Raw genomic sequence first — 20,995 nt, forward strand, 5'->3', positions numbered from 1 at the left:
TTCACTCGTAATTTCTAATTTTTTCTAGCTTAGGTGCTATAACAAAACGACAATAGCTTTGATTGGGATTGTGTATAAAATAATGCTGATGATAATCTTCTGCTTTGTAATATTTTTGAAGTTTATAAATTTGTGTGACAATCGGAAGTGAAAAATTAACTTGTTCTTTTTTTATAAAATCTTCTATGGTATTTTTATCGCTTTGGTTTTCATAAAAAATTGCCGAACGATATTGAATTCCTATATCAGCTCCTTGTTTGTCAAAGCTAGTTGGATCATGAATTTTAAAAAATAAGCTTAAGATTTGTTCTAAGGAAATTTTGGCTTCATTGTAAATGATTTTAACCACTTCTATATTGCCATCGCCATTACAAACACTTTCATAGCTAGGATTGTCATTTCCACCTGTGTAGCCTACTTCAGTGTGTATAATGCCTTCAAAATTTTCAAAAGCAGCTTCTACACACCAAAAACATCCACCACCTAAAATGATATTTTTCATAAAGAATTTCCTTAAAGATTTAGCCTATAAAAGGCTAAATAAAGAATTTATTTGTAGTTTTTAATCGCTTTTTCTAAAATTTCAACAGCAGCTTTTTCATCTTTGAAATCTTGCACTTTTACCCATTTGTTAGGTTCTAAGATTTTATAAGTTTCAAAGAAATTTTTGATTTTATTTAGAGTTGCTTGTGGTAAATCAGTATAGGTTTTGATATTGTCATATCTTGCGTCGATTTTAGAATTTGGCACAGCAAGAAGTTTTTCATCCATTCCACTTTCATCTTCCATGATTAAAACACCGATTAAACGACATGGAATAACTGCGCCTGCTTGGATAGGGTATTCATTTAAGACTAAGATATCCACAGGATCGCCATCATCAGCTAAGGTATTTGCGATAAAACCATAATTTGCTGGATAAAACATCGCGCTAGCCATAACGCGATCCACCATGATCGCACCGCTATCTTTATCGATTTCGTATTTAATACTTGAGCCGTATGGAATTTCAATTACAGCATTGATTTTGTTTGGAATATCTCCGATTTTGATTTTGCTTAAGTCCATTTTTTATCCTTATATACTTTGAATTTTTTTAATCAACTCTTTCATATCAGCAACGATAGGTTCGATAGTGCGTTCTCCATCGATGATGAAATGAAGTTTTTTCTTTTGGTAAAAAGAAATGATTTCTTCTAGTGGCTCGGTATACACTTTCATTCTATTATAAAACACTTCTTCGTTGTCATCTGCGCCACGACTTCTTCCTAAAACGCGATCTTTAGCTACTTGTTCACTCACTCTTACTTCGATTACGCCTTTTAGACAAATTTCATTTTGCTCGCTTAAAACTTTATCAAATTCTACCATTTGCTCCACACTTCTTGGATAGCCATCGATAATAACTGTTTTTGTAGGAGCAGCTTTTAGCGCTGAAACTATAGTATTTACAACTACATCTAATGGAACTAAATTTCCCTTAGAAATAAAACCATCTATGGTTTTGCCAAGTTCACTTCCGCTTGCTACTTCCGCTCTTAAAAGATCTCCTGTAGAATAATGAGTAACATCCGCATCAGCTTGTGCAATCAAACTAGCATCTGTAGTTTTTCCGCTTCCTGGTGCACCTATAATTAAAAATAATTCTTTCATTTTATATTCTCCCTTAATTTGATTCCTAATTCTCTCATGGCTTCATTGCTAGCAGCTGAAGGAGCATCCGTCATCAAGCATTGTGCTCTTTGAGTTTTTGGGAATGCTATAACTTCTCTTATGCTATTTGCTCCTGTTACTAGCATGATAAGTCTATCAAGCCCTATAGCAATACCTCCATGTGGTGGAGCGCCAAAACTTAGAGCATCAAGTAAAAATCCAAATTTTTCTTTTTGCTGTTCTTCATCGATATTGAGTAATTTAAAAACTTTTTGCTGGATATCATTTTTATGAATTCTTATGCTACCACCACCCAGTTCAACGCCATTAAGTACAACATCATAAGCGATAGATGATATTTCTTCTAAGTCGGCCTCATCGATATTTTTTGGCATAGTGAAAGGGTGGTGCATTGCAGAATAACTTCCATCATCATTTTGTTCAAACATAGGAAAATCAACTACCCATAAAAATTCCAAAGCATCAGGGTTGATTAAATTAAGTTCTCCAGCTAGGAAAATTCTAAACCTTCCCATATAATCAAGCACAGTTTTTTTAACCCCTGCGCCAAAAAATACCACATCGCCTACTTCAAGTTCACAACGCTTAATAAGTTCGTTTAAATCCTCTTCGTTAAAAAATTTGCAAAGTGGACCTTTAAGCCCATCTTCTTTAACTTGTATAAAGGCTAAGCCTTGAGCTCCAAATTTGCGTACAAATTCTTCAAATCTTTGCATTTGTCTTTTTGAAAAGATAGTATCACCCTTTGGAACGCGTAAAGCTTTGACACGATTTTTTTTGCTATCTTTGGCAATATTTGCAAAAATTTCATTATTTGACTTTGCAAAGATATCTATAACATCGATCAGTTTTAAATCAAAACGCAAATCAGGCTTATCACTTCCGTAGTTTTCCATAGCCTCTTTGTAAGGCATTTGTCTAAAAGGGATTTGAATTTCTTTACCACAAGCTTTAAAAATATCTTTTAAAAAGGTTTCAGCCGTAGCAATCACATCTTTTTGCTCGCAAAAACTCATTTCAACATCAATTTGTGTAAATTCAGGCTGACGATCTGCTCTTAAATCTTCATCTCTAAAGCATTTAGCAATTTGAAAATAACGATCAAAGCCGCTACACATTAAAAGTTGTTTGAAAAGTTGTGGGCTTTGAGGAAGAGCATAAAATTCTCCTTGATGTACGCGTGATGGTACAAGATAATCTCTTGCTCCTTCTGGAGTGGCTTTGGTTAAGATGGGGGTTTCAACTTCTAAAAATCCCATATTTGCTAAAGAATTTCTAGCAGCTATACAAGCTTTGGAGCGTAGGGCAAAATTTTCATAAAGCTTAGGATTTCTTAAATCTAAAAAGCGGTACTTAAGGCGTAATTCTTCATTTACACTTTCATCACCTATGCCAAAAGGAGGGACAGCACTTTCATTTTCGATAATGAGCTTGCTTACTACTACTTCAATTTCACCGGTTTTTAATTTAGGATTTGTAAGTCCTTCTCCTCGGGGTCGAATTTTTCCTTCCGCTATTAAAACAAATTCATTTCTTGTGCGAGAGGCTATTTCATGAGCTTCTTTGCTATCATTTGGATCGCATACAAGTTGGATAATACCACTACGATCTCTTAAATCAATAAAAATTACGCCGCCATGATCTCGGTAGCTATTAACCCAGCCGCAAAGTTTAACCACTTCGCCTATGTGGGTAGAATTTAAGTCTGTATTGTAATGACTTCGCAAAATTTTTCCTTGAAAATTAATTTTTTTAACATATAAGTTAAAATTATAATATTTTTATTCTTTTGCTTAGCTAAGATTTGTTATAATTTTTTATGCAAAATAAAATAGATTATAAAAACATTAAAAAAATCGGACTTGCGGCGCGTCCTAATTCAAATTTAGACAAGGAAATTTTGATTCTAAAAGAAATTTTAGAAAAAAAAGGTGTGGAGCTTTTGCTCTATAAGGAAAGTTCTGAAATTGTAAAATTACCAAAATACGACCTTGATACATTGTTTGAGCTTTCAGATTTTGTAATTTCTTTGGGTGGTGATGGAACTTTGATTTCTTTATGCCGAAAAGCTTGCGAGTATAATAAAGCGGTTTTAGGAATTCATGCGGGTCATTTAGGATTTTTAACAGATTTTAAGGTGGATGAAGCTGAAGTTTTTTTTGAAGCTTTTTTCAGGGGAGAATTTAGGGTAGAAAATCCTTTTTTATTGAGTATTATTTTAGAAAGTAATGATGGTCAAATCATGCAAAAATTTGCTTTTAATGATGTAGTGATCAGCAAGGATAGAAAAGCTTCTATGGCGCATATAGAGGTATTTCGCAAAGCTAAAAAATTTAACGAATATTTTGGAGATGGTCTTATAGTAGCCACTCCAGCAGGTTCTACAGCATACAATTTAAGTGCAAATGGGCCTATAGTTTATACTTTAGCGCAAGCTTTTATACTTACGCCCGTTTGTTCGCATTCTTTAACCCAACGCCCTATAGTACTGCCTAAGGGCTTTGATCTTGAAATAGGCGCAAAAGATTGTATTTTTAGTATAGATGGACAAGAAAATTATAAAATGAATGATTTTAAAAGCGTTAAAGTGGGGCTTAGTGATAAAAGTGTGGCACTTATACATCCTAAAAATCGAGATTATTTTCAAATATTAAGAGAAAAATTAAATTGGGGACATTGATGATAAATAGAGTTTTGATGAAAGAAAATCTTGGCTTTAAAGAGGTTGAGCTTGAAATTTCTCAAGGACTTACAGTCTTTACGGGTTTAAGCGGGGCGGGAAAGTCTGTACTCTTTAAGGGTATATTGTCTGCTTTTGCATTAAGCGAGAGTGAGGCAAAGCTTGTTGAGATTGAGCTTGATGATAAGATAGATTTAGAAGAATACGGCATAGAAGGTGAAGAGGAAAATGTTTTTAAGCTTTTAAAGGATAAAAATACAAAATATTTCATCAATAATCAAAGTATTTCAAAAAAAAGTTTGATTCATTTGAGTAAAAAATTTATTAAATATCTAAGTGCTAAAGAAATCAATGAATTTAGCAATGAGAAATTTTTAAATCTCTTAGATGCTTTAGAATGTGCGAAAAATCCTGAATTTGAAGATTTTTTATCTCATTTTAAAGATGATTATAAACAATGGCTTCAAATTTCAGAAGAATTGACTACAATTTTAGAAGAAGAAAAAAGGATTGAAGAGCTTAAAGAATTAGCAAGCACGCAGATTGAAAGAATTTCTAAAATCAATCCTAAAGTCGGAGAATACGAAGAGCTTTTAAATCTTAAAAAGAAATTATCAAAAAAAGACAAAATAGAAGCAGCTTGGGAAAAGGCAAGTGCTATTTTTGAATTAGAAAAAGTAGTTATTGATGCTTTAAATCTTAGCGAAAAAGATACGAGTTTTTTTAGTGAATGTTTAAACGAACTTCGCATCATAGCTGAAAATGAAAAAATCGAAGATTTGGATTTTGATATAGAAGAAGTACTCAATAGAATCGAGGATTTATCCTCTTTAATCAAGCGTTATGAGAGTATAGAAAATGCTTTAGAGGTATTGGAAAATAAAAAAAATGAACTCGCTCATTATGATAATTTAAGCTTTGAAAAAAAAGAACTTGAAAAAAAACTAGAAAAAATCGAAAAGAAAATCAATCAAAGTACTCAGTTATTAACTCAAGCTCGTATGCAAAATTTAAAAACTTTAGAGGATTTTTTAAACGATTATCTAAAAAACCTTTATATGAAAAATGTGAGTTTGGAATTAGTAGATACTTCAAAAATCACTTCTTTGGGAAAAGATGAGATCAAATTAAGTATCAATGCTGCAAATTTAAAAAATTTAAGTTCAGGTGAGCTTAATCGTTTAAGACTTGCTTTTATCGCGACTGAGTGTAGAATTTTAAATTCAGGCACAGGGATAATATTTTTAGATGAGATTGATGCTAATTTAAGTGGCAAAGAAGCGATGAGTATAGCCAATGTTTTAAATGAGCTTTCTGCTTTTTATCAAATTTTTGCTATATCTCACTTACCGCAGCTTTCTTCAAAAGCTCATAATCATTTTTTGGTTGAAAAAAATGCTTCTTGTAGCACGGTTAAAAAACTTAAAGATAAAGAGAGAATTAAAGAATTAGCAAGAATGATAAGCGGCGAGACTATTACAGATGAAGCTTTGGAATTTGCTAAAACTTTGTTTAAAGCTTAAGCGGAATTTTTATTTGTTTGTGTTAGAATTGGGATTTTTTTAATTTTATTATAAAGATTTAGTTTTAAAAAAGGTATTTTATAGATTATGAATAAAAAAATTTTGCTGATCGATGATAATAAAATGCTTGGAAAGCTTTTAGCTAAAAAGATACAAACTACTTTAAATCATGAAGTTGATATTGTTTTTAGCCTTGCTGAAGTTAAGGCATTGCCCAATGATGAGTATTTTTTAACTTTTGCAGATTTATGCTTGCCTGATGCACCTAATGGGGAAGTGGTGGATTATGTTTTGGCAAAAAATTGGCCTGTTATTGTATTAACCGCGAGCAACGATAAAGCTACAAGAGATAAATTTATGGATAAAGATATTTTAGATTATATCTTTAAAGAAAGCGATACCTGTATAGATCAGATTATAGATTCTATTGTCAAGCTTGAGCGTTATGCTAAGACTAAGGTTATCTTAGCCCTAAGTAAACTTCCTGAACGTAATGAAATAAAAAAAATTCTCACACAAAGAAAATTTAATGTTTTGGCCGCTGCTCATGGTGAGGAAGCGATGAGTTATTTAAATGACAATAGCGATGTGAAGCTTATTATCGCTGATGCGAACATGCCTGTTATTAGCGGAAGTGAGCTTTTAAGCGAAGTAAGAGCGCGTTTTAGTGATGATGAATTGGGTGTAATTATTTTAGGTGATAAAGATGATGCTTTAGAGGCTAGTTTGCTTGTAAGTGGAGCTAATGAGTATTTGGTAAAACCCTTAAGTAAAGAAAGTTTAAATTGTCGCTTGGATAAATGTCTTCATTATATGGCCAATATGCAGTTTTTAAGCATTTATAACAATCTTGATCCTATTTCCGGGATAAAAAATTCCAATGCTTTATTGAGTTGCGTTGAAGATTATTTAAATGAAATTGTAAGCAAAGAAGAAGAATTTGCTTTTGCATTCTTAGATATAGATAATTTAAGAAATTTAAACGAAGAATACGGCTATGAAGTAGGGGATAAAATTATTAAAATTTGCGCTGATGAGATTGTTAATGAAACCAAAGGGCGTGATATTGTGGGTAGATATAGTGCTGAAAAAATTTGCATAGTATTAAAGAATATTTCGCAAGAAAGGGCGATTAAAATTCTTTCTCGTATTCGAGTCAATATAAAAAAAGTTGGAATTTTAGTCAATTTAGATGAAGTCTTTTTTACTGCTTCTATAGGGGTAGTTTTTGCTAAGAGTGGAGATAAATTTGAAATCTTAGTCGATAAAGCTTCAAAAGCACTTTCGCAAGCTAAGGCTAATGGTAAAGATAGAGTAGAAGTATGTTCTTAAATCTTGAATTTAAAGATGGTCTAAAGATCATCGATACTCATTGTCATTTAGATAGTGAAGTATTTAAAGAGGATTTAGATGAGCTTTTAAAGCATTCATTTGATAATGGTATAGAAAAAATCATCATACCAGGTGCAGATATTAAAGATTTACCTTATGCAGCAGAACTTGCTAGCAAATATGAAAATGTATTTTTTGCCGCAGGTGTGCATCCTTATGAGCTAGAAGGTTTTGATGAGAAAATTTTAAGAGCATATTTGCAAGACGAAAAATGCGTGGCCGTAGGTGAATGTGGACTTGATTATTTTCGTTTTAAAAGTGAAGATTTAAAAGAGAGAGAAAAAGAAAAAGAGGAGCAAAAAAGACTTTTTGTAGCTCAACTTGAGCTAGCTAAAGAATTTAAAAAGCCTGTTATTATCCATTCTCGCGAAGCAAATAACGATACTTATGAAATTTTACACGATCATTCTAAAGATCTTGTTGGAGGGGTTTTGCATTGTTTTAACGCAAGCGAACATTTATTGCGTCTTAGTGATGATGGATTTTATTTTGGAATCGGTGGTGTTTTAACATTTAAAAATGCTAAGAATTTAGTAAATATTTTACCACGAATTCCAAAAGATAGATTGTTGCTAGAAACCGATGCTCCCTATCTTACTCCAGAGCCTTATCGTGGTAAAAGGAATGAGCCTTTATTGACTCAATTTGTAGCCAATAAAATGAGTGAAATTCTTGATTTACCAAGGCAAGAGCTTTTAAGGATTTGCTTGGAAAATTCTTACAGATTATTTTTTAAAGGTTAAATATGAAAAAAATTATATTTTGTTTTATTTTATTTTATAACTTTCTTTTTGCACAAACTACCACTCCTGAATTTTATGAAAGACAAATGAGTGTTTTAAGAAATTTAGACATTGATCCAAGTTTTATCAGTGATTTAGCTTTTGTGCAAAGTCAGCAGGATTTAAGATCAAAGCATGCTCCGACTTTGATTGATGGTATACAAAATTTCTCAAAAGTTACTCCTATGATAAGAAAAATTCTAGCACAACAAGAAGTTCCTGAAGAAATTTTATATCTAGCTATGGTAGAATCAGGATTAAAAGCGCATAGCGTTTCTAATGCTAAGGCAGTAGGTGTGTGGCAATTTATGCAACCCACGGCAAGAAATTTAGGACTTAGGATTGATGCTTATGTTGATGAAAGACGCGATCCTGTAAAATCTACATATGCCGCGGTTCATTATCTAAAAAGCTTAAAAGAAGAATTTGGGAAATGGTATTTAGCACTTTTAGCTTATAATTGTGGAAATGGGAAATTGCGTCAAGCAATAAAGCAAGCAGGAAGTGATGATTTAAGAGTATTAATCGATCCTGATAAAAAATATCTTTCTTTAGAAACTAGAAATTTTATACGCAAAATTTTAACTTTAGCTTTCTTGGCTAATGATAGGGATTTTTTACTTGATAAAGATGGAGCTTTGGTTAATTATGCTTTAAATAACGATTTTGCAAAGGTTGATACTCCTTCTTCGGTCGCATTAAAAGATTTGGCTAAAAATTTAAATATGGATTTGGCAACTTTTAAAAAATATAATCCACATTTTAAACATGGTTTTACTCCTCCAGGTAAGGGGTATTATATGTATATTCCTTTAAATAAAGTAGCTTTTTTTGATAAAAATTTTAAAGTTGAAAAGCTTGCAAAAGTAGATACAACCATACCTATGACTAAAATTTATGTTGTAAAATCAGGCGATTCTTTATATAAAATCGCTAAAAAATATAATACTAGCGTAGAGCAAATTCGAGAATTAAATAAAATTGCCAAAAATCACTTAAGTATCAATCAAAAATTAATCATACCTATTAAGGAGAATAAAAATGCAAACTATAAAACAAAAGCTAAAGAAAACTTTACCCAAGTTGTTAGCCGCTAGTTTAGTTGCAACTTTTTCTAGCGGATGCTTCGGAGGTCTTTTTTCTAGCGTAGGTTCAGCACAAATATATTATCCAAGTAATGATTTTCATAGTAGTCCTTCAGGATCCGGAAGTAAAGGGACTATGAAACCTTATACTATAAATGGTAAAACTTATTATCCAACTGTTGTATCAGTGGGTGAAACAGCAGATGGTATAGCAAGTTGGTATGGACCGGGCTTTCATGGTAAAAAAACTTCTAATGGTGAAACTTATAATCAAAATGGTTTAACCGCAGCTCACAAAACTTTACCTATGAATACCATTTTAAAGGTAACCAACCTAAACAATAACCGCCAAGTTACCGTGCGTGTTAACGATAGGGGTCCTTTTGTAAATAACAGAATTATAGATCTTTCTAAGGGTGCTGCAAGTCAAATCGATATGATTGCTGCAGGAACAGCTCCTGTGAGACTTGAGGTTATAGGTTTTGGTTCGGCTAATTCAGGTAATAATGTCGTTCATTCAAATATAAATTATGGAGCTAGTGGCGGAATTGCAAATAATGGTCAAATTTATGAAGGTGGAAATTTTATGGTGCAAATTGGAGCGTTTAAAAATCCATCAGGAGCTCAAACTATAGCATCTAGATATAAAACTTATAGAACCTATTCTTCAACCATACGCAAAAGTTCGGTTGATGGCTTGAGTCGCGTTTTCTTGACAGGATTTAGAAGTGAAGAAGAGGCAAGAGATTTTGCAGCAAGTGGTGCATTTGCTGGTGCTTTTGTTGTGCGTGAGTAAAAAATGATAGAATTGATATTTTTAGATGTAGATGGTTGTCTTACAGATGGTAAAATCATCTACACTTCCAATGGAAGTGTGATTAAAGAATTTGATGTTAAAGATGGCGCAGCTATAGAAGCTTGGATTAAGCTGGGTAAAAAAATTGCTATTATCACTGGAAGAAATTGTCCTTGTGTGAGTGCTCGTGCTAAGGATTTGAAAATAGAAATTGTACATCAGGGTGTTAAAGATAAATTAACTTGTGCTAAAAAAATTTTAGAAGAGCTGAATTTAGATTTTTCTCAATGTGCGGCTATAGGGGATTATTTTAACGATAAAAATTTACTTGAAAATGTTGGCCTTAGTTTTAAGCCTAAGGATGCACATAGGGATTTAAAAGTTGATATCACACTTGATAAAAAAGGCGGAAAAGCAGCTGTGGCTCAAATGATAGAGTATATTATAAAGAAAAATGATATGCAAGAGGAATGGGATAAGCTTTGGCTATAAGAATTTTTGGAATTTTGATCGCTCTTTTTACTATTACTTTTACAATTTTAAGTTTGCAAGATCCTTATTCTTTAAATATTAAATCCTATGCTTTAAATTTTAAAAATATCGAAGCTTCCGATTTAAATGCTTACGAGCTTAATGCAAGCAATGTAAAATCATACTATAAAGCGCAATCTTGGGCGCGTTATACAGACAAAGATGAGTTTGATAATTTTGTCAATTTTAATTTGGATTTTAATTTAAGTGCAAATAAATTGGAACTTAAAGGCAAGGAGATGGATAAGGTTTTGCTTGAAGGCAATGTTACCTACATAGGTTTAAATAATACAAAAATTTTTGCTGATAAAGTAGAGTATGCGCCTAAAAATAAAATTTTAAGCACCAATACAGGATTTAAAGCTTTGATAAATGGAAGCATTATTAACGGAAATACTTTAAACTACGATGTAGAAAAGAAAATTTTACAAGTTCAAGGAGTGAATGCGTGGTTAGAAAGATAATTTTATTTTTGATGAGTATCAGTATATCTTTAGCTAGCCAGATAGAGGTTAAGGCCTTAAATTTTTATTCGGATGAAAATAAGGGTGAAAGCATACTCAGTGGCAATGTTGAAATCATAAGAGGTGATGATATTTTAACTGCTGAAAAAGTGATTATATATACAGATAAAAATCGCAAACCTATGCGTTACGAAGCTGTGCAAAATGCTAATTTTAAAATTGTTTTAAAGGGAAAAACTTATAAGGGGAGTGGAGATAAATTTATTTATAATGTGGCTAAAGATATTTATGAAATTGATGGAAATGCTTTTATTAATGAACTTGAAAGTAATCAAAAGCTTTATGGTGATAGGATAATAGTAGATAAGAGAAATAATGTTTATCGTGTTGAAAGCAAGGATAAAAAGCCTGCTCGATTTATATTTGATTTAGAGCAAAAATGATAATAAGTGCTAAATTTATCACCTCTTTAGACAAATTTGATAAAAATTTTGCATCCCATTTTAGTGAAGTGGCATTTTTAGGAAGATCAAATGTGGGGAAAAGTTCTTTAATTAATTCTTTATGTAAGCAAAAAAAGCTTGCTAAGAGTTCTGCTACACCTGGAAAAACGCAATTGATTAATATTTTTGAAGTTTTATGTAAGAAGGATGAGGATAAATTTAGTATCCATTTTATTGATTTACCCGGTTTTGGTTATGCGAAAGTTTCAAAAAATCTAAAAGAAATATGGAATAAAAATTTAGATGAGTTTTTAAAATTAAGAAGTTCGATTAAACTTTTTGTGCATTTGATTGATTCAAGACATACAAATTTGGATATTGATTTAAATTTGGACAAGTATTTAAAAAGTTTTTTAAAACCTGATCAAAGAGTATTAAAAGTGTTTACAAAATGCGATAAACTCAATCAAAGTGAAAAAGCTAAACTTAAAAATAGTTTCAAAGACGCTATTTTAATATCCAATTTAAACAAAATGGGTCTTGATGATTTAGAACATGAAGTTATTAAGCAAACTTTAGGTTTATAAAATGAGAAAAACTATCAGTGCTTATAAGGTAAAACTGAATGGAAGTTATGTTTTTTTAGGTTTTTTGTGTATCTTATATCAAATTTTAGGCTCTGTTTTTCTTTATATGCCTTTGCTTTACGGTGTATTTTTTTGTTATATGTATTTTCTTTTAGAAGAAAGGCAAAAAACCTTTAACAAACTTGATTTTAGGTGGTATTTTTCTTTATTTTTTTTATTTTTTACAGATATAACTTATGATTTTTTTCTCTTTTCTTCTTGGCTTGCCTTTGTTATTTTTTATTATACTTGTGCAGATTGGATTAAAACAAATTTAAAAATAGGAAAAATTATTCCTATCATACTTGTCCTTTGTGTTTATGCTTTTATTTTTATTTTAGATGCTATTTTTTCGTATGTAGGAGATCAAGAGTTTAAAATGCCAAATTTTGGCTATATGATATCGATTATGTTTGAGTGTTTGTTTGCTTATATGTTATTTAGGAGTAAGTTCTAATGAGAATGCGTTTGGTTGTTGGCTTTATATTATTGTTTTTTATATTTTTATTAAGCCGTGTGTATTATTTAAGTATAAAATCAAATGTGTATTATGAAGAACTTGCCAAACAAAATGCTATAAAAACTGAATTTATAGTCCCAACTCGCGGACAAATTTTAGATCGCAATGGCACTCCTTTGGCGATTAATGATTTGGGTTTTAGTATTTCTATTAAGCCTTATTTAACTCTAAAAAGGGCAAATAGAGGTGTATTAGAAAAAGAATTAAATCAACTTCAAGGATTTTTTCCTGATTTAAACACTACTAAGCTTGCTGAATTTTATAAGAGGAATGACTCTTATTATAATCAAGATTTTATTAAAATCATAGACTTTATACCTTCGCAAGAAATGATGAAGCATTATTCAGAACTCAATTTAAATCAAAACATACGCATAGATCCTGCAGTGCAAAGAAAATATCCTTTTGGAAAACTAGCTTCGCATATCATAGGCTATGTAGGCAAGGCAGATTTGCAAGATATTAAAGAAAATGAAATTTCAAAGCTTACCAATTTTACAGGAAAGAGTGGGATAGAGCGTTATTATAATGATGTTTTGCAAGGAGAAAAAGGAACTAAGATTTATAAGGTTAATGCCTTAAATCAAGAAGTGGAGCAACTCTCCTATACTTCGGCACTTTCTAATGATATAGAACTTACCATAGATATAGAACTTCAAAGCTTTTTAACGCAACTTTTTGAGGGTAATGCGGGTGCTGCTATTATTATGGATATTAGCGATGGTTCTATTTTGGCAGCAGGAAGCTTTCCTGAATACGATTTAAATCCTTTTGTAACCGGAATTTCTTATAAAGAATGGGACGAGCTTTCTAATAATCTTGATCATCCTTTTACAAATAAACTTATCAATGGATATTATCCTCCAGGTTCTGTTGTTAAAATGGGTGTTGGTTTGTCTTTTTTAAATTCAAAAAGTATCAATCCCTCAACCCAATTTTTTTGTAATGGTAGTATAGAGCTTGGCGGGAGATTTTTTCGTTGTTGGAATAGAGCAGGGCATGGAGCTGTAGATTTAAAACATGCGATAAAAGCAAGTTGTGATGTTTATTTTTACGATGGAAGTTTGCAAGTGGGTATAGATCAAATAAGTCGTACTTTATCACGCATAGGCTTTGGAGCTAAAACCGGTGTGGATTTACCTAATGAATTTGTGGGAATTTTGCCAAGTAGAGAATGGAAAATGCAAAGATATAAACAAGCTTGGTTTCAAGGTGATACCTTAAATACTTCCATAGGGCAAGGAAATTTCTTGGCTACACCTATGCAGATTGCTAGATATACAGCTCAAATTGCAAAAGGTGCTGAAGTTGTACCTCACTTTCTAAAAAGTGTAGAAAATAACAATACTATCACAGAAGATAAAGCGCAAGATAGTAATGAAATTTTCACCCTTTTTGAAAAAAGTCAACTCCCCTATATAAGAGATGCGATGTATGCGGTTGCTAATGAGCAAGGAGGTACTTCTTATCATTATTTGCGCAATTTAGAAGTAAAAGTTGCTGCTAAAACAGGAACTGCACAGGTGGTGGGTTTTTCTCAAGCTGATAAAAATAGGGTTGATGAAAAGCAACTTAGATATTATACAAGATCGCACGCTTGGGTAACTTCTTATGCACCTTATTCTAAACCGCGTTATGTGGTTACTGTTTTAGTAGAACATGGTGGAAGAACGATAAGCTCAGGTGTTGCTACAGCAAAGATCTATCAAAAAATGATAGAACTTGGATATTTTAAACCGGAAAATAAAGCTAATAGCCTAAAAAAGAACTAGAAAAAATATTATTTTTCTAAGATTTCTTTTTGTTAAACCGCTTTAGTTCTTTCTTTGAGCCATTTTAAAGCTTTTAAATTATCATGAAGCTTAGGAGAGAGTTTTTCATAAACTTCTTTATGATAAGTATTAATCCACGCTTTTTCTTTGGCATCTAATAAGGTTTTATCGATACAACTGATTTCAAAAGGGCAAAGCGTTAAGGGTTTAAAATATAAAAATTCACCAAAATCTTTGTTTTTGGGATTTTCTATTTTTGCATTAACAACCAAATTTTCAAGCCTAATACCCCATTTTCCTGTTCTATAAATTCCAGGTTCTATAGAAGTTAACATACCTTCTTTAGCCTTTGTTTTTTCAAGCACAGGGCTAAAATAAGAAAGAGTTTGCGGACCTTCGTGAACATTTAAAAAATAACCCACCCCATGACCAGTGCCGTGTGTATAATCAAGCTGTTCTTGCCACAAAGGAGCTCTTGTGATAGCATCAAGCAAAGGCATGGCAATATCTTTTGGAAAAATAGTACTTGCTATGGCTATGTGTGCTTTTAAAACTAGGGTATAATCATGAATTTGTTCCTCGTTTAACTCACCTATAGCTACAACTCTAGTAATATCCGTGGTGCCATTTTTATATTGCCCACCCGAATCTATAAGCAATAATCCATTTTTTTGGATATAAGAAAAGCTTTCTTTTTCGGCTTTATAATGCGGTAAAGCTGCATTAGCGTTAAATCCTGCTATGGTAGAAAAACTATTGCTAATATAATAAGGACTTTGAGATCTAAATTCAGTGATTTTAGTATCGATATCAAGCTCGCTGATTTGTGTATTATTTTTGATATTTTCTTCAAGCCAAGTAAAAAATTTACATAAAGCCACTCCATCTTCTATCATGGCATTTTGTATATGTGCGATTTCCTTATCTGTCTTGATAGCTTTTAAATGGGTGCTAGGATTGATCTCTTCTAAAATTTCAACGCTTTTATCTAAAATTTCAATGAGTAAAGTAGTTGTTTTTGAAGGCTCAATGAGTAAATTTGTATTTTGGAGTTTTTTAAGCTCATCTTGAATTTTATTATATTCCTTAAGACAAATTCCATCTAAATTTAATTTTTTTTCAAGTTCAAAGTCAATTTTTTCCCTATCTATAAAAAGCAAAGCCTTTCCTTCCAAGATTAGTAAATGACTTAAAAATATAGGATTATAGCATACATCATTTCCTCTTAAATTAGTAATCCATGCTATATCATCAAGACTGGAAATAAGATGATTTTTTGCTTGTAGTTTGTTCATTTTTTCACGCACTAATAATAGTTTTTCTTTTCTAGAATAGGAGCAATATTCTAATTCATGTTCATAAACCTTATTTTTAGGTAACGCAGGACGATCTTCCCAAATGAGGCTGATTAAATCGATATTTTTTAGCTCGGCTTTGCAGTTTTTTTGTATTTCTTTTTGTAAAGATAAGGATAAAACTGAAAAATCTATACCTAAATTTTGCTCCTCATTTAAATTTTCTTTTAGCCATTTTAAAAAGGTATTATTTGCATCTTGTTTTTGTAAAAGTATGCCACTACCTTCTAATTCCTTTTGTGCTTGAATCCAATACCTTCCATCTGTCCATAAAAAAGCATCTTGAGAAGTGATGATTAAGCTTCCAGCAGAGCCCTTAAAGCCACTTACAAAAGCTCTGCTTTGATAAAAGCTAGGCAAATACTCATTTAAATGCGGATCAGCACTTAGGATCAAATAAGCGTCAAGTTTTTCTTTTATCATAAATTGTCTGATTTTTTCAACTCTTATTTTACGAATATTCATTTTTTTCCTTTTAAATTTGCATTATTTTATAAATCTTTTTATCAAAATAACATTATAGCCTTTATAGATAAAAAGCTATAGTATTTATTTTAGTTTTGCTAGGGAAATAAAAGAAAGCGTTAGTTTTAAATGAAGATTTAAACTTGTTGTATTGTCAATTTCAAATTTGTGAATTTGATAGTGCAAGTCTGAATTTTCTAATTGTTTCATAAAGGAAAGTATTGGACTAAAATCACCAAAAATATTGAGTGAAATTTTACGATAAGAATTTTCTTCTGATTGCAACCACTCTATATTAGAGATCCAAAGATTATTTTCAAGAGCTAGATTTTGCAAATTTTTAATGTATGTTTCATGGTTTTTATTAAAAACATTAAGATAGTTTTCATAACTTTTTATTTTATCTTGGATAAAAACAAGCTCTTTTTCAAGTTGTTTTATTTGTTGGTTTAAATCTTGATTTGTCGTGATTATTTTATCCATATCATTACTTTGAATGAAAAATTCATGATTAAAAAAGCTTTTTAAGTAAGAATGGTAAAAATGAAAAGAGAGTAATATTGCTAGGAGTATGGTTGTAAGATATATTAAAATTTTCTCCCTAGAACTTAGATTTTCTAAAAATTGCTCAATTTGATTCATTATAATGCTCTTAAAGTGATTTCGTGCAAGGATTTATCTTGTGAGATAAGACTAAATTGGGGACTTGTAAATTGAAGTGCTTTATTAAAATCCTCTTCGTTGCTAAATTTTATAGTGATAAGGGTTTTATCTATCATGAGATTAGAAATTCTTAAAGAATGATCATTTAGCCATGCAATAGCCTTTGTTAAAATCAAAATTGTATTTTTATCCGCTTTAAAATTTTGCGTAATTTTAGATAATTGTTCAGAGTATTTTTCTAATAAAAGATTTTGAGTTTGAATTTCTAATTGAAGTTGTTCTATATTGGCCTTAAGTTTTTGGCTTTGTTTTTCTTGAATTTCATAGATTTTATTTTGTGAAATTTCATTTTGTATATGTGTTGTTTTGGCATTTTGGTATTGCGCAAAGTCAATTAATGATAAAACTACAATACTGATTATAAAACTTAGAGCAAATAAGAAAATAAATTTAAAATACCAAGGAAGATATTTTTTATAGTGTTTGATAAAATTAGCATTTTTATCAAGATGGTGAATGCTATGTTTTGAAAGTGCGATTTTATCTTCTTGAATCATTTTAAAAGGAAGTTTTGCTTTTGCACTTATAAGATTGAAAATTTCATGAGCTTTTGTGCTTAGCAGTATTTTACTTTCATAGTGTTGTAAAAGCTCTAAAATACGGCTTTTGTTTATAAATTCTTCTATATTATCACAAAAATCGAGTGTTTTAAAAGTTTTAAATTTACCTTGCTCGTAAAAACATAAAAATACTTTTTGCGGTTTTATTTCCAAGATACAAAAATTCTCTTCTTTGATTTTATTTTCCAAAAATAAGCTTTGAAAGACGAGGGGTTGGGGAAAACAAAATTGAGTTTTGGGTAGTTTTGCAACCCGTGCTAAAAAACAATGATAAATTTGATCTTGTTTTAAAAAAGCCAATTGATATTCAAAAGGATTTTGAAGATCGCATTCTTTTGTTAGCTCTTTAAAAAGGTCATCTTCTTCAAAATTGCCATTTTTTTGTTTGTAGATAAGATTTTCAAAACTTATAAAATGAGCTTTATTCTTCATAATTTAGAATTTTTTTAAGAAAAATTTCATCTTTTTGCCAATTTTTCTTTACAATGACAAAAAGCTTTAAGAGTACTTTGTTTTGAATGAGTTTTGAAATTTTAAATCTCGCATCTTTTCCTATTCTTTTAAGCGTCGTTCCATCTTTTCCTATAAGCATGGCTTTATGGGAATTTGTATCGGTGATAATTTGCGCATCAATGATAAAAAGATTGGATGTTTCTTTGGTATTTTTTATCATAATTTCACAAGAATAAGGCAATTCTTCGCTTAAATTTTCATAAATACTTTCAAGTATAAATTCTCTAAAAATATCTTTTTGAGAACTAGGTGTTAAAAATTCACTATCATAAAAATACTCATGTTCAGGTAAGAGCTTGCACAACTCATTTAGCAGTGGTTTTTGGTAGTTTTTTTTCTTGCAAGAATAGGGCAAGATAGCTTTAAAATACTTGCTAAATTTTGCATATTCATTGAGTTTTTTTAAAAGTGTGCCATTATCAGCTAGATCTACTTTGTTAAGAACGATGATATGAGGAACTTTAGGGTTTAAGCTTAGGAAATTTTCATAATCTTTTACACTATCAAAAATACTAGCAACAAACAAGATAACATCGCAATCACCCATAGATTTTATAGCGCTTTGGATAAGAAATTGATTAAGCGTTGCTTTGCTTTCATGAAGACCAGGTGTATCTATAAAGATGATCTGATCTTCACCATTCATGACTATAGCTTTGATTTTACGCCTTGTGGCATTTTGTTTGTGAGAAACTAGGGCGATTTTTTCTTCTAGCAAGGAATTAATTAAAGTGCTTTTTCCCGCATTGGTACGCCCTATGATGCTAACAAAGCCACTTTTCACAAAATATACCTTGCAAGATCTTTATTTTCTATAATATCTCCAAGTTTTTCTTCCACCATTTTTTTATCAACTACGAATTTTTTACCCGCATACTCATCTGCTTCAAAGCTTAAATCTTCAAGCAATTTTTCTATAACTGTATGCAAGCGTCTAGCACCTATATCTTGCATTTCTTCATTGGCTTTAGAAGCAATTTTTGCAATCTCTTTAATCGCTTCATCATCAAATTCAAGTTCTAAATTCTCAGTTTTTAAAAGCTGTTCATATTGTTTTAAAAGTGAATTTTTAGGGCGTGTTAGAATTTCATAAAGTGCTTTATCATCAAGACTATCTAGCTCTACTCTTAAAGGAAAACGACCTTGAAGTTCAGGGATTAAATCGCTTGGTTTGCTAAGATGGAAAGCTCCTGCTGCGATAAAAAGGATATGATCGGTTTTTAAAGTGCCGATCTTTGTTTGTACGCTTGAGCCTTCAACTATAGGAAGTAAATCTCTTTGAACACCCTCTTTGCTTGGATCTTGGCGATTTGAATTTCCACTTGAAACCGCAATTTTATCAATCTCATCTATAAAAATAATCCCTTCATTTTCCGCTCTTTTTAAGGCTTCACTTTTGATACTTTCTTGATCTAGGATTTTTTCTCCTGCTTCGTTTTTTAAAGCATTTTTAGCGTCTTTGATTTTCATTTCTTTTTTGACTTTTTTACTGCCAACGCCTATAACCTTAACTATATCTTGCATTGCTCCCATTTCAGGCGGTAAATTAGGATTTGTATCAAACATGTTTTGTGAAATTTCTATCTCTATCACGCTTTCATCTAAATCCCCATTTCTAAGTTTTGTCCTCATTTTTTCAAGGCTATTTTTATATTCTTCTTGTTTTTCATCACTGATGCCTTTAGGTAAAGGGGGAAGAAGTTTTTCTAAAATTTTATTTTCTATAAATTCATCGATTTTATCTTTATTTTTTTCTCTTTGTTCATTTTTTACCAAATTTAAAGCTGCATTTGCAAGATCTCTTACCATGCTTTCTACATCACGACCTACAAAGCCTACCTCTGTGTATTTACTCGCTTCGATTTTAATAAAAGGAAAGCCCATCATCTTAGCCAAACGCCTTGCAATTTCAGTCTTACCCACACCCGTTGATCCTATCATAAGGATATTTTTTGGCACTATATCATCTTGGAGTTCAGGGCTAAGCTGCATTCTTCGGTAGCGGTTTCTTAGGGCTATTGCTATAATTTTTTTAGCTTTTTTTTGTCCTATGATATAATCATCTAAAAATTTAACGATTTCTTTAGGAGTTAAATTCATTTTTCATCCTCAATTACATAAGTTTTTATATTGGTATTGGTATAAATGCAAATTTCACCCGCGATTTGAAGACTTGATTTGACTAGTTCTTCTTCATCCAAATTTGCATGTTTTGCCAAAGCTCTGGCAGCTGAAAGTGCATAGTTTCCACCACTTCCTATAGCTGCGATTTGTCCATCTTCAGGTTCAACTACATCGCCTGTACCTGAAAGTAAGAAAATATGATTTCTATCAAGCACTAGCATCATAGCCTCAAGTTTTCTTAGATATTTATCTTTTCGCCATTCTTTAGAAAAATCAATCGCTGCCTTTAAAAGATCACCCTTAGAGCTTTGAAGTAGGTTTTCAAACATATCAAAAAGATTAAAAGCATCAGCTGTGGATCCTGCAAAACCTGCTAAAACTTTGCCGTTGTTGAGTTTTCTAATCTTTACAGCATTGCCTTTTAGCACCGTATTTCCAAAGCTTACTTGTCCATCTCCGCCAATTACGGATTTATTTTTACCTTTGTAAGCTAAAATCGTTGTTGCGTGAAACATTATTCTGCCTTTATATTTATGTTAAATTTAGCATGGATTGCGTGTCCAAGTTTTACGCTAACTTCGTGAGTTCCAAGGCTTTTTAAGGTATCGCATTCTAAGCTTTTTTTATCGATTTCTATATGGCTTTGTTCTTTTAAAGCATGAGCGATTTCATCTTTAGTTACCCCACCAAACAAGCTTCCATTAGCTCCTACAGGCTTTGAAATTTCAAGTGTAACTTTGCTAAGTTCTTCTTTTAGTTTTTCTAAATTTGCAAGTTCAAAGCGTAAATTCTCCGCTTCTTTTTTCTTATCACTTTCGTATTTTCTTAAAACTTCATTTGTTGCTGCCTTAGCAAAGCCTTTAGCAATGAGAAAATTTTGACCATAACCATCTTTTACTTCTTTGATTTCGCCTGCTTTTCCAAGAGCTTTAACATCTTTGATTAATAATACTTTCATTTTTTAATC

The 20,995-nt window shown here is 31.4% G+C and carries 23 protein-coding genes; 12 read left to right on the forward strand and 11 right to left on the reverse strand.

Going from position 1 to position 20,995, the window contains the following annotated elements; all coding sequences use genetic code 11:
* Position 1: 1 nt before the first annotated feature.
* The 4 genes from msrA to aspS are packed head-to-tail and all read right to left on the reverse strand — an operon-like array spanning position 2 to position 3,401.
* Positions 2–502: a peptide-methionine (S)-S-oxide reductase MsrA gene (gene msrA / locus CCO88_RS00480; RefSeq protein ID WP_002776375.1), complete on the reverse strand. Its 501-nt coding sequence runs from the start codon at positions 500–502 to the stop codon at positions 2–4.
* A 47-nt stretch (positions 503–549) separates the two neighbouring features.
* Positions 550–1,068, reverse strand: a complete 519-nt coding sequence (gene ppa / locus CCO88_RS00485; protein ID WP_002776378.1) for an inorganic diphosphatase — start codon at positions 1,066–1,068, stop codon at positions 550–552.
* A 9-nt stretch (positions 1,069–1,077) separates the two neighbouring features.
* Positions 1,078–1,653, reverse strand: a complete 576-nt coding sequence (locus CCO88_RS00490; RefSeq protein WP_002781658.1) for an adenylate kinase — start codon at positions 1,651–1,653, stop codon at positions 1,078–1,080.
* Complete coding sequence (gene aspS, locus CCO88_RS00495; protein WP_002781656.1) at positions 1,650–3,401, reverse strand: aspartate--tRNA ligase; 1,752 nt, start codon at positions 3,399–3,401, stop codon at positions 1,650–1,652. Before aspS ends, CCO88_RS00490 begins: the two co-directional genes overlap by 4 nt.
* 92 nt (positions 3,402–3,493) lie before the next feature.
* On the opposite strand from aspS, the gene CCO88_RS00500 reads away from it, so the two are divergent.
* The 12 genes from CCO88_RS00500 to mrdA all read left to right on the forward strand — a co-directional run bounded on the left by CCO88_RS00500 (position 3,494) and on the right by mrdA (position 14,288).
* The gene (locus tag CCO88_RS00500; protein WP_002776381.1) at positions 3,494–4,354 is read left to right on the forward strand and encodes an NAD(+) kinase; all 861 of its coding nucleotides are present in this window, start codon (positions 3,494–3,496) and stop codon (positions 4,352–4,354) included.
* Positions 4,354–5,877 (forward strand): AAA family ATPase, encoded by a 1,524-nt coding sequence (locus CCO88_RS00505; RefSeq protein WP_002784256.1) that lies wholly within the window; start codon positions 4,354–4,356, stop codon positions 5,875–5,877. Before CCO88_RS00500 ends, CCO88_RS00505 begins: the two co-directional genes overlap by 1 nt.
* An 87-nt stretch (positions 5,878–5,964) precedes the next feature.
* The gene (gene cbrR, locus CCO88_RS00510; protein ID WP_002781652.1) at positions 5,965–7,209 is read left to right on the forward strand and encodes a bile resistance response regulator CbrR; all 1,245 of its coding nucleotides are present in this window, start codon (positions 5,965–5,967) and stop codon (positions 7,207–7,209) included.
* Positions 7,200–8,012, forward strand: a complete 813-nt coding sequence (locus tag CCO88_RS00515) for a TatD family hydrolase (protein ID WP_002839009.1) — start codon at positions 7,200–7,202, stop codon at positions 8,010–8,012. Before cbrR ends, CCO88_RS00515 begins: the two co-directional genes overlap by 10 nt.
* Positions 8,013–8,014: 2 nt before the next feature.
* On the forward strand, positions 8,015–9,148 hold the full coding sequence (locus CCO88_RS00520) for a lytic transglycosylase domain-containing protein (protein WP_002781648.1): 1,134 nt from the start codon (positions 8,015–8,017) through the stop codon (positions 9,146–9,148).
* Positions 9,093–9,932 (forward strand): septal ring lytic transglycosylase RlpA family protein, encoded by an 840-nt coding sequence (locus CCO88_RS00525; protein WP_002776386.1) that lies wholly within the window; start codon positions 9,093–9,095, stop codon positions 9,930–9,932. The genes CCO88_RS00520 and CCO88_RS00525 overlap by 56 nt, the downstream gene beginning before the upstream one ends.
* 3 nt (positions 9,933–9,935) lie before the next feature.
* Entirely contained in the window at positions 9,936–10,424 is a 489-nt protein-coding gene (locus CCO88_RS00530) for an HAD-IIIA family hydrolase (RefSeq protein WP_002776387.1), read from the forward strand.
* A complete protein-coding gene (locus tag CCO88_RS00535; protein ID WP_002776388.1) occupies positions 10,415–10,927 on the forward strand; it encodes a hypothetical protein in 513 nt (170 codons plus the stop codon). The genes CCO88_RS00530 and CCO88_RS00535 overlap by 10 nt, the downstream gene beginning before the upstream one ends.
* An 11-nt stretch (positions 10,928–10,938) precedes the next feature.
* On the forward strand, positions 10,939–11,370 hold the full coding sequence (gene lptA, locus CCO88_RS00540; protein ID WP_002776390.1) for a lipopolysaccharide transport periplasmic protein LptA: 432 nt from the start codon (positions 10,939–10,941) through the stop codon (positions 11,368–11,370).
* Positions 11,367–11,957 carry a ribosome biogenesis GTP-binding protein YihA/YsxC gene (gene yihA / locus CCO88_RS00545; RefSeq protein ID WP_002781644.1) on the forward strand — a complete coding sequence of 197 codons (591 nt, stop codon included), beginning with the start codon at positions 11,367–11,369 and terminating at the stop codon, positions 11,955–11,957. Before lptA ends, yihA begins: the two co-directional genes overlap by 4 nt.
* A 1-nt stretch (position 11,958) precedes the next feature.
* Positions 11,959–12,453 carry a hypothetical protein gene (locus CCO88_RS00550; protein WP_002781642.1) on the forward strand — a complete coding sequence of 165 codons (495 nt, stop codon included), beginning with the start codon at positions 11,959–11,961 and terminating at the stop codon, positions 12,451–12,453.
* Positions 12,453–14,288: a penicillin-binding protein 2 gene (mrdA, locus tag CCO88_RS00555; protein ID WP_002799877.1), complete on the forward strand. Its 1,836-nt coding sequence runs from the start codon at positions 12,453–12,455 to the stop codon at positions 14,286–14,288. The genes CCO88_RS00550 and mrdA overlap by 1 nt, the downstream gene beginning before the upstream one ends.
* A 32-nt stretch (positions 14,289–14,320) precedes the next feature.
* Here mrdA and CCO88_RS00560 read toward each other — a convergent pair whose 3' ends face one another.
* The 7 genes from CCO88_RS00560 to rplI all read right to left on the reverse strand — a co-directional run bounded on the left by CCO88_RS00560 (position 14,321) and on the right by rplI (position 20,986).
* The gene (locus CCO88_RS00560) at positions 14,321–16,108 is read right to left on the reverse strand and encodes an aminopeptidase P family protein (RefSeq protein WP_002781637.1); all 1,788 of its coding nucleotides are present in this window, start codon (positions 16,106–16,108) and stop codon (positions 14,321–14,323) included.
* Positions 16,109–16,192: 84 nt separating this feature from the next.
* Complete coding sequence (locus CCO88_RS00565; protein ID WP_002776400.1) at positions 16,193–16,750, reverse strand: hypothetical protein; 558 nt, start codon at positions 16,748–16,750, stop codon at positions 16,193–16,195.
* Positions 16,750–17,823 (reverse strand): hypothetical protein, encoded by a 1,074-nt coding sequence (locus CCO88_RS00570; RefSeq protein ID WP_002781635.1) that lies wholly within the window; start codon positions 17,821–17,823, stop codon positions 16,750–16,752. The genes CCO88_RS00565 and CCO88_RS00570 overlap by 1 nt, the downstream gene beginning before the upstream one ends.
* Positions 17,813–18,688: a GTPase Era gene (gene era / locus CCO88_RS00575; RefSeq protein ID WP_002776404.1), complete on the reverse strand. Its 876-nt coding sequence runs from the start codon at positions 18,686–18,688 to the stop codon at positions 17,813–17,815. The genes CCO88_RS00570 and era overlap by 11 nt, the downstream gene beginning before the upstream one ends.
* Positions 18,685–20,004 (reverse strand): ATP-dependent protease ATPase subunit HslU, encoded by a 1,320-nt coding sequence (gene hslU, locus CCO88_RS00580; protein ID WP_002839012.1) that lies wholly within the window; start codon positions 20,002–20,004, stop codon positions 18,685–18,687. Before hslU ends, era begins: the two co-directional genes overlap by 4 nt.
* A complete protein-coding gene (gene hslV, locus CCO88_RS00585; RefSeq protein WP_002776411.1) occupies positions 20,001–20,543 on the reverse strand; it encodes an ATP-dependent protease subunit HslV in 543 nt (180 codons plus the stop codon). The genes hslU and hslV overlap by 4 nt, the downstream gene beginning before the upstream one ends.
* Positions 20,543–20,986, reverse strand: coding sequence for a 50S ribosomal protein L9 (rplI, locus tag CCO88_RS00590; protein WP_002787396.1), 444 nt, complete (start codon positions 20,984–20,986; stop codon positions 20,543–20,545). The genes hslV and rplI overlap by 1 nt, the downstream gene beginning before the upstream one ends.
* Between the last annotated feature and the right edge of the window lie 9 nt (positions 20,987–20,995).

Source organism: Campylobacter coli LMG 9860 (assembly GCF_000254135.1).
Classification (GTDB): domain Bacteria; phylum Campylobacterota; class Campylobacteria; order Campylobacterales; family Campylobacteraceae; genus Campylobacter_D; species Campylobacter_D coli.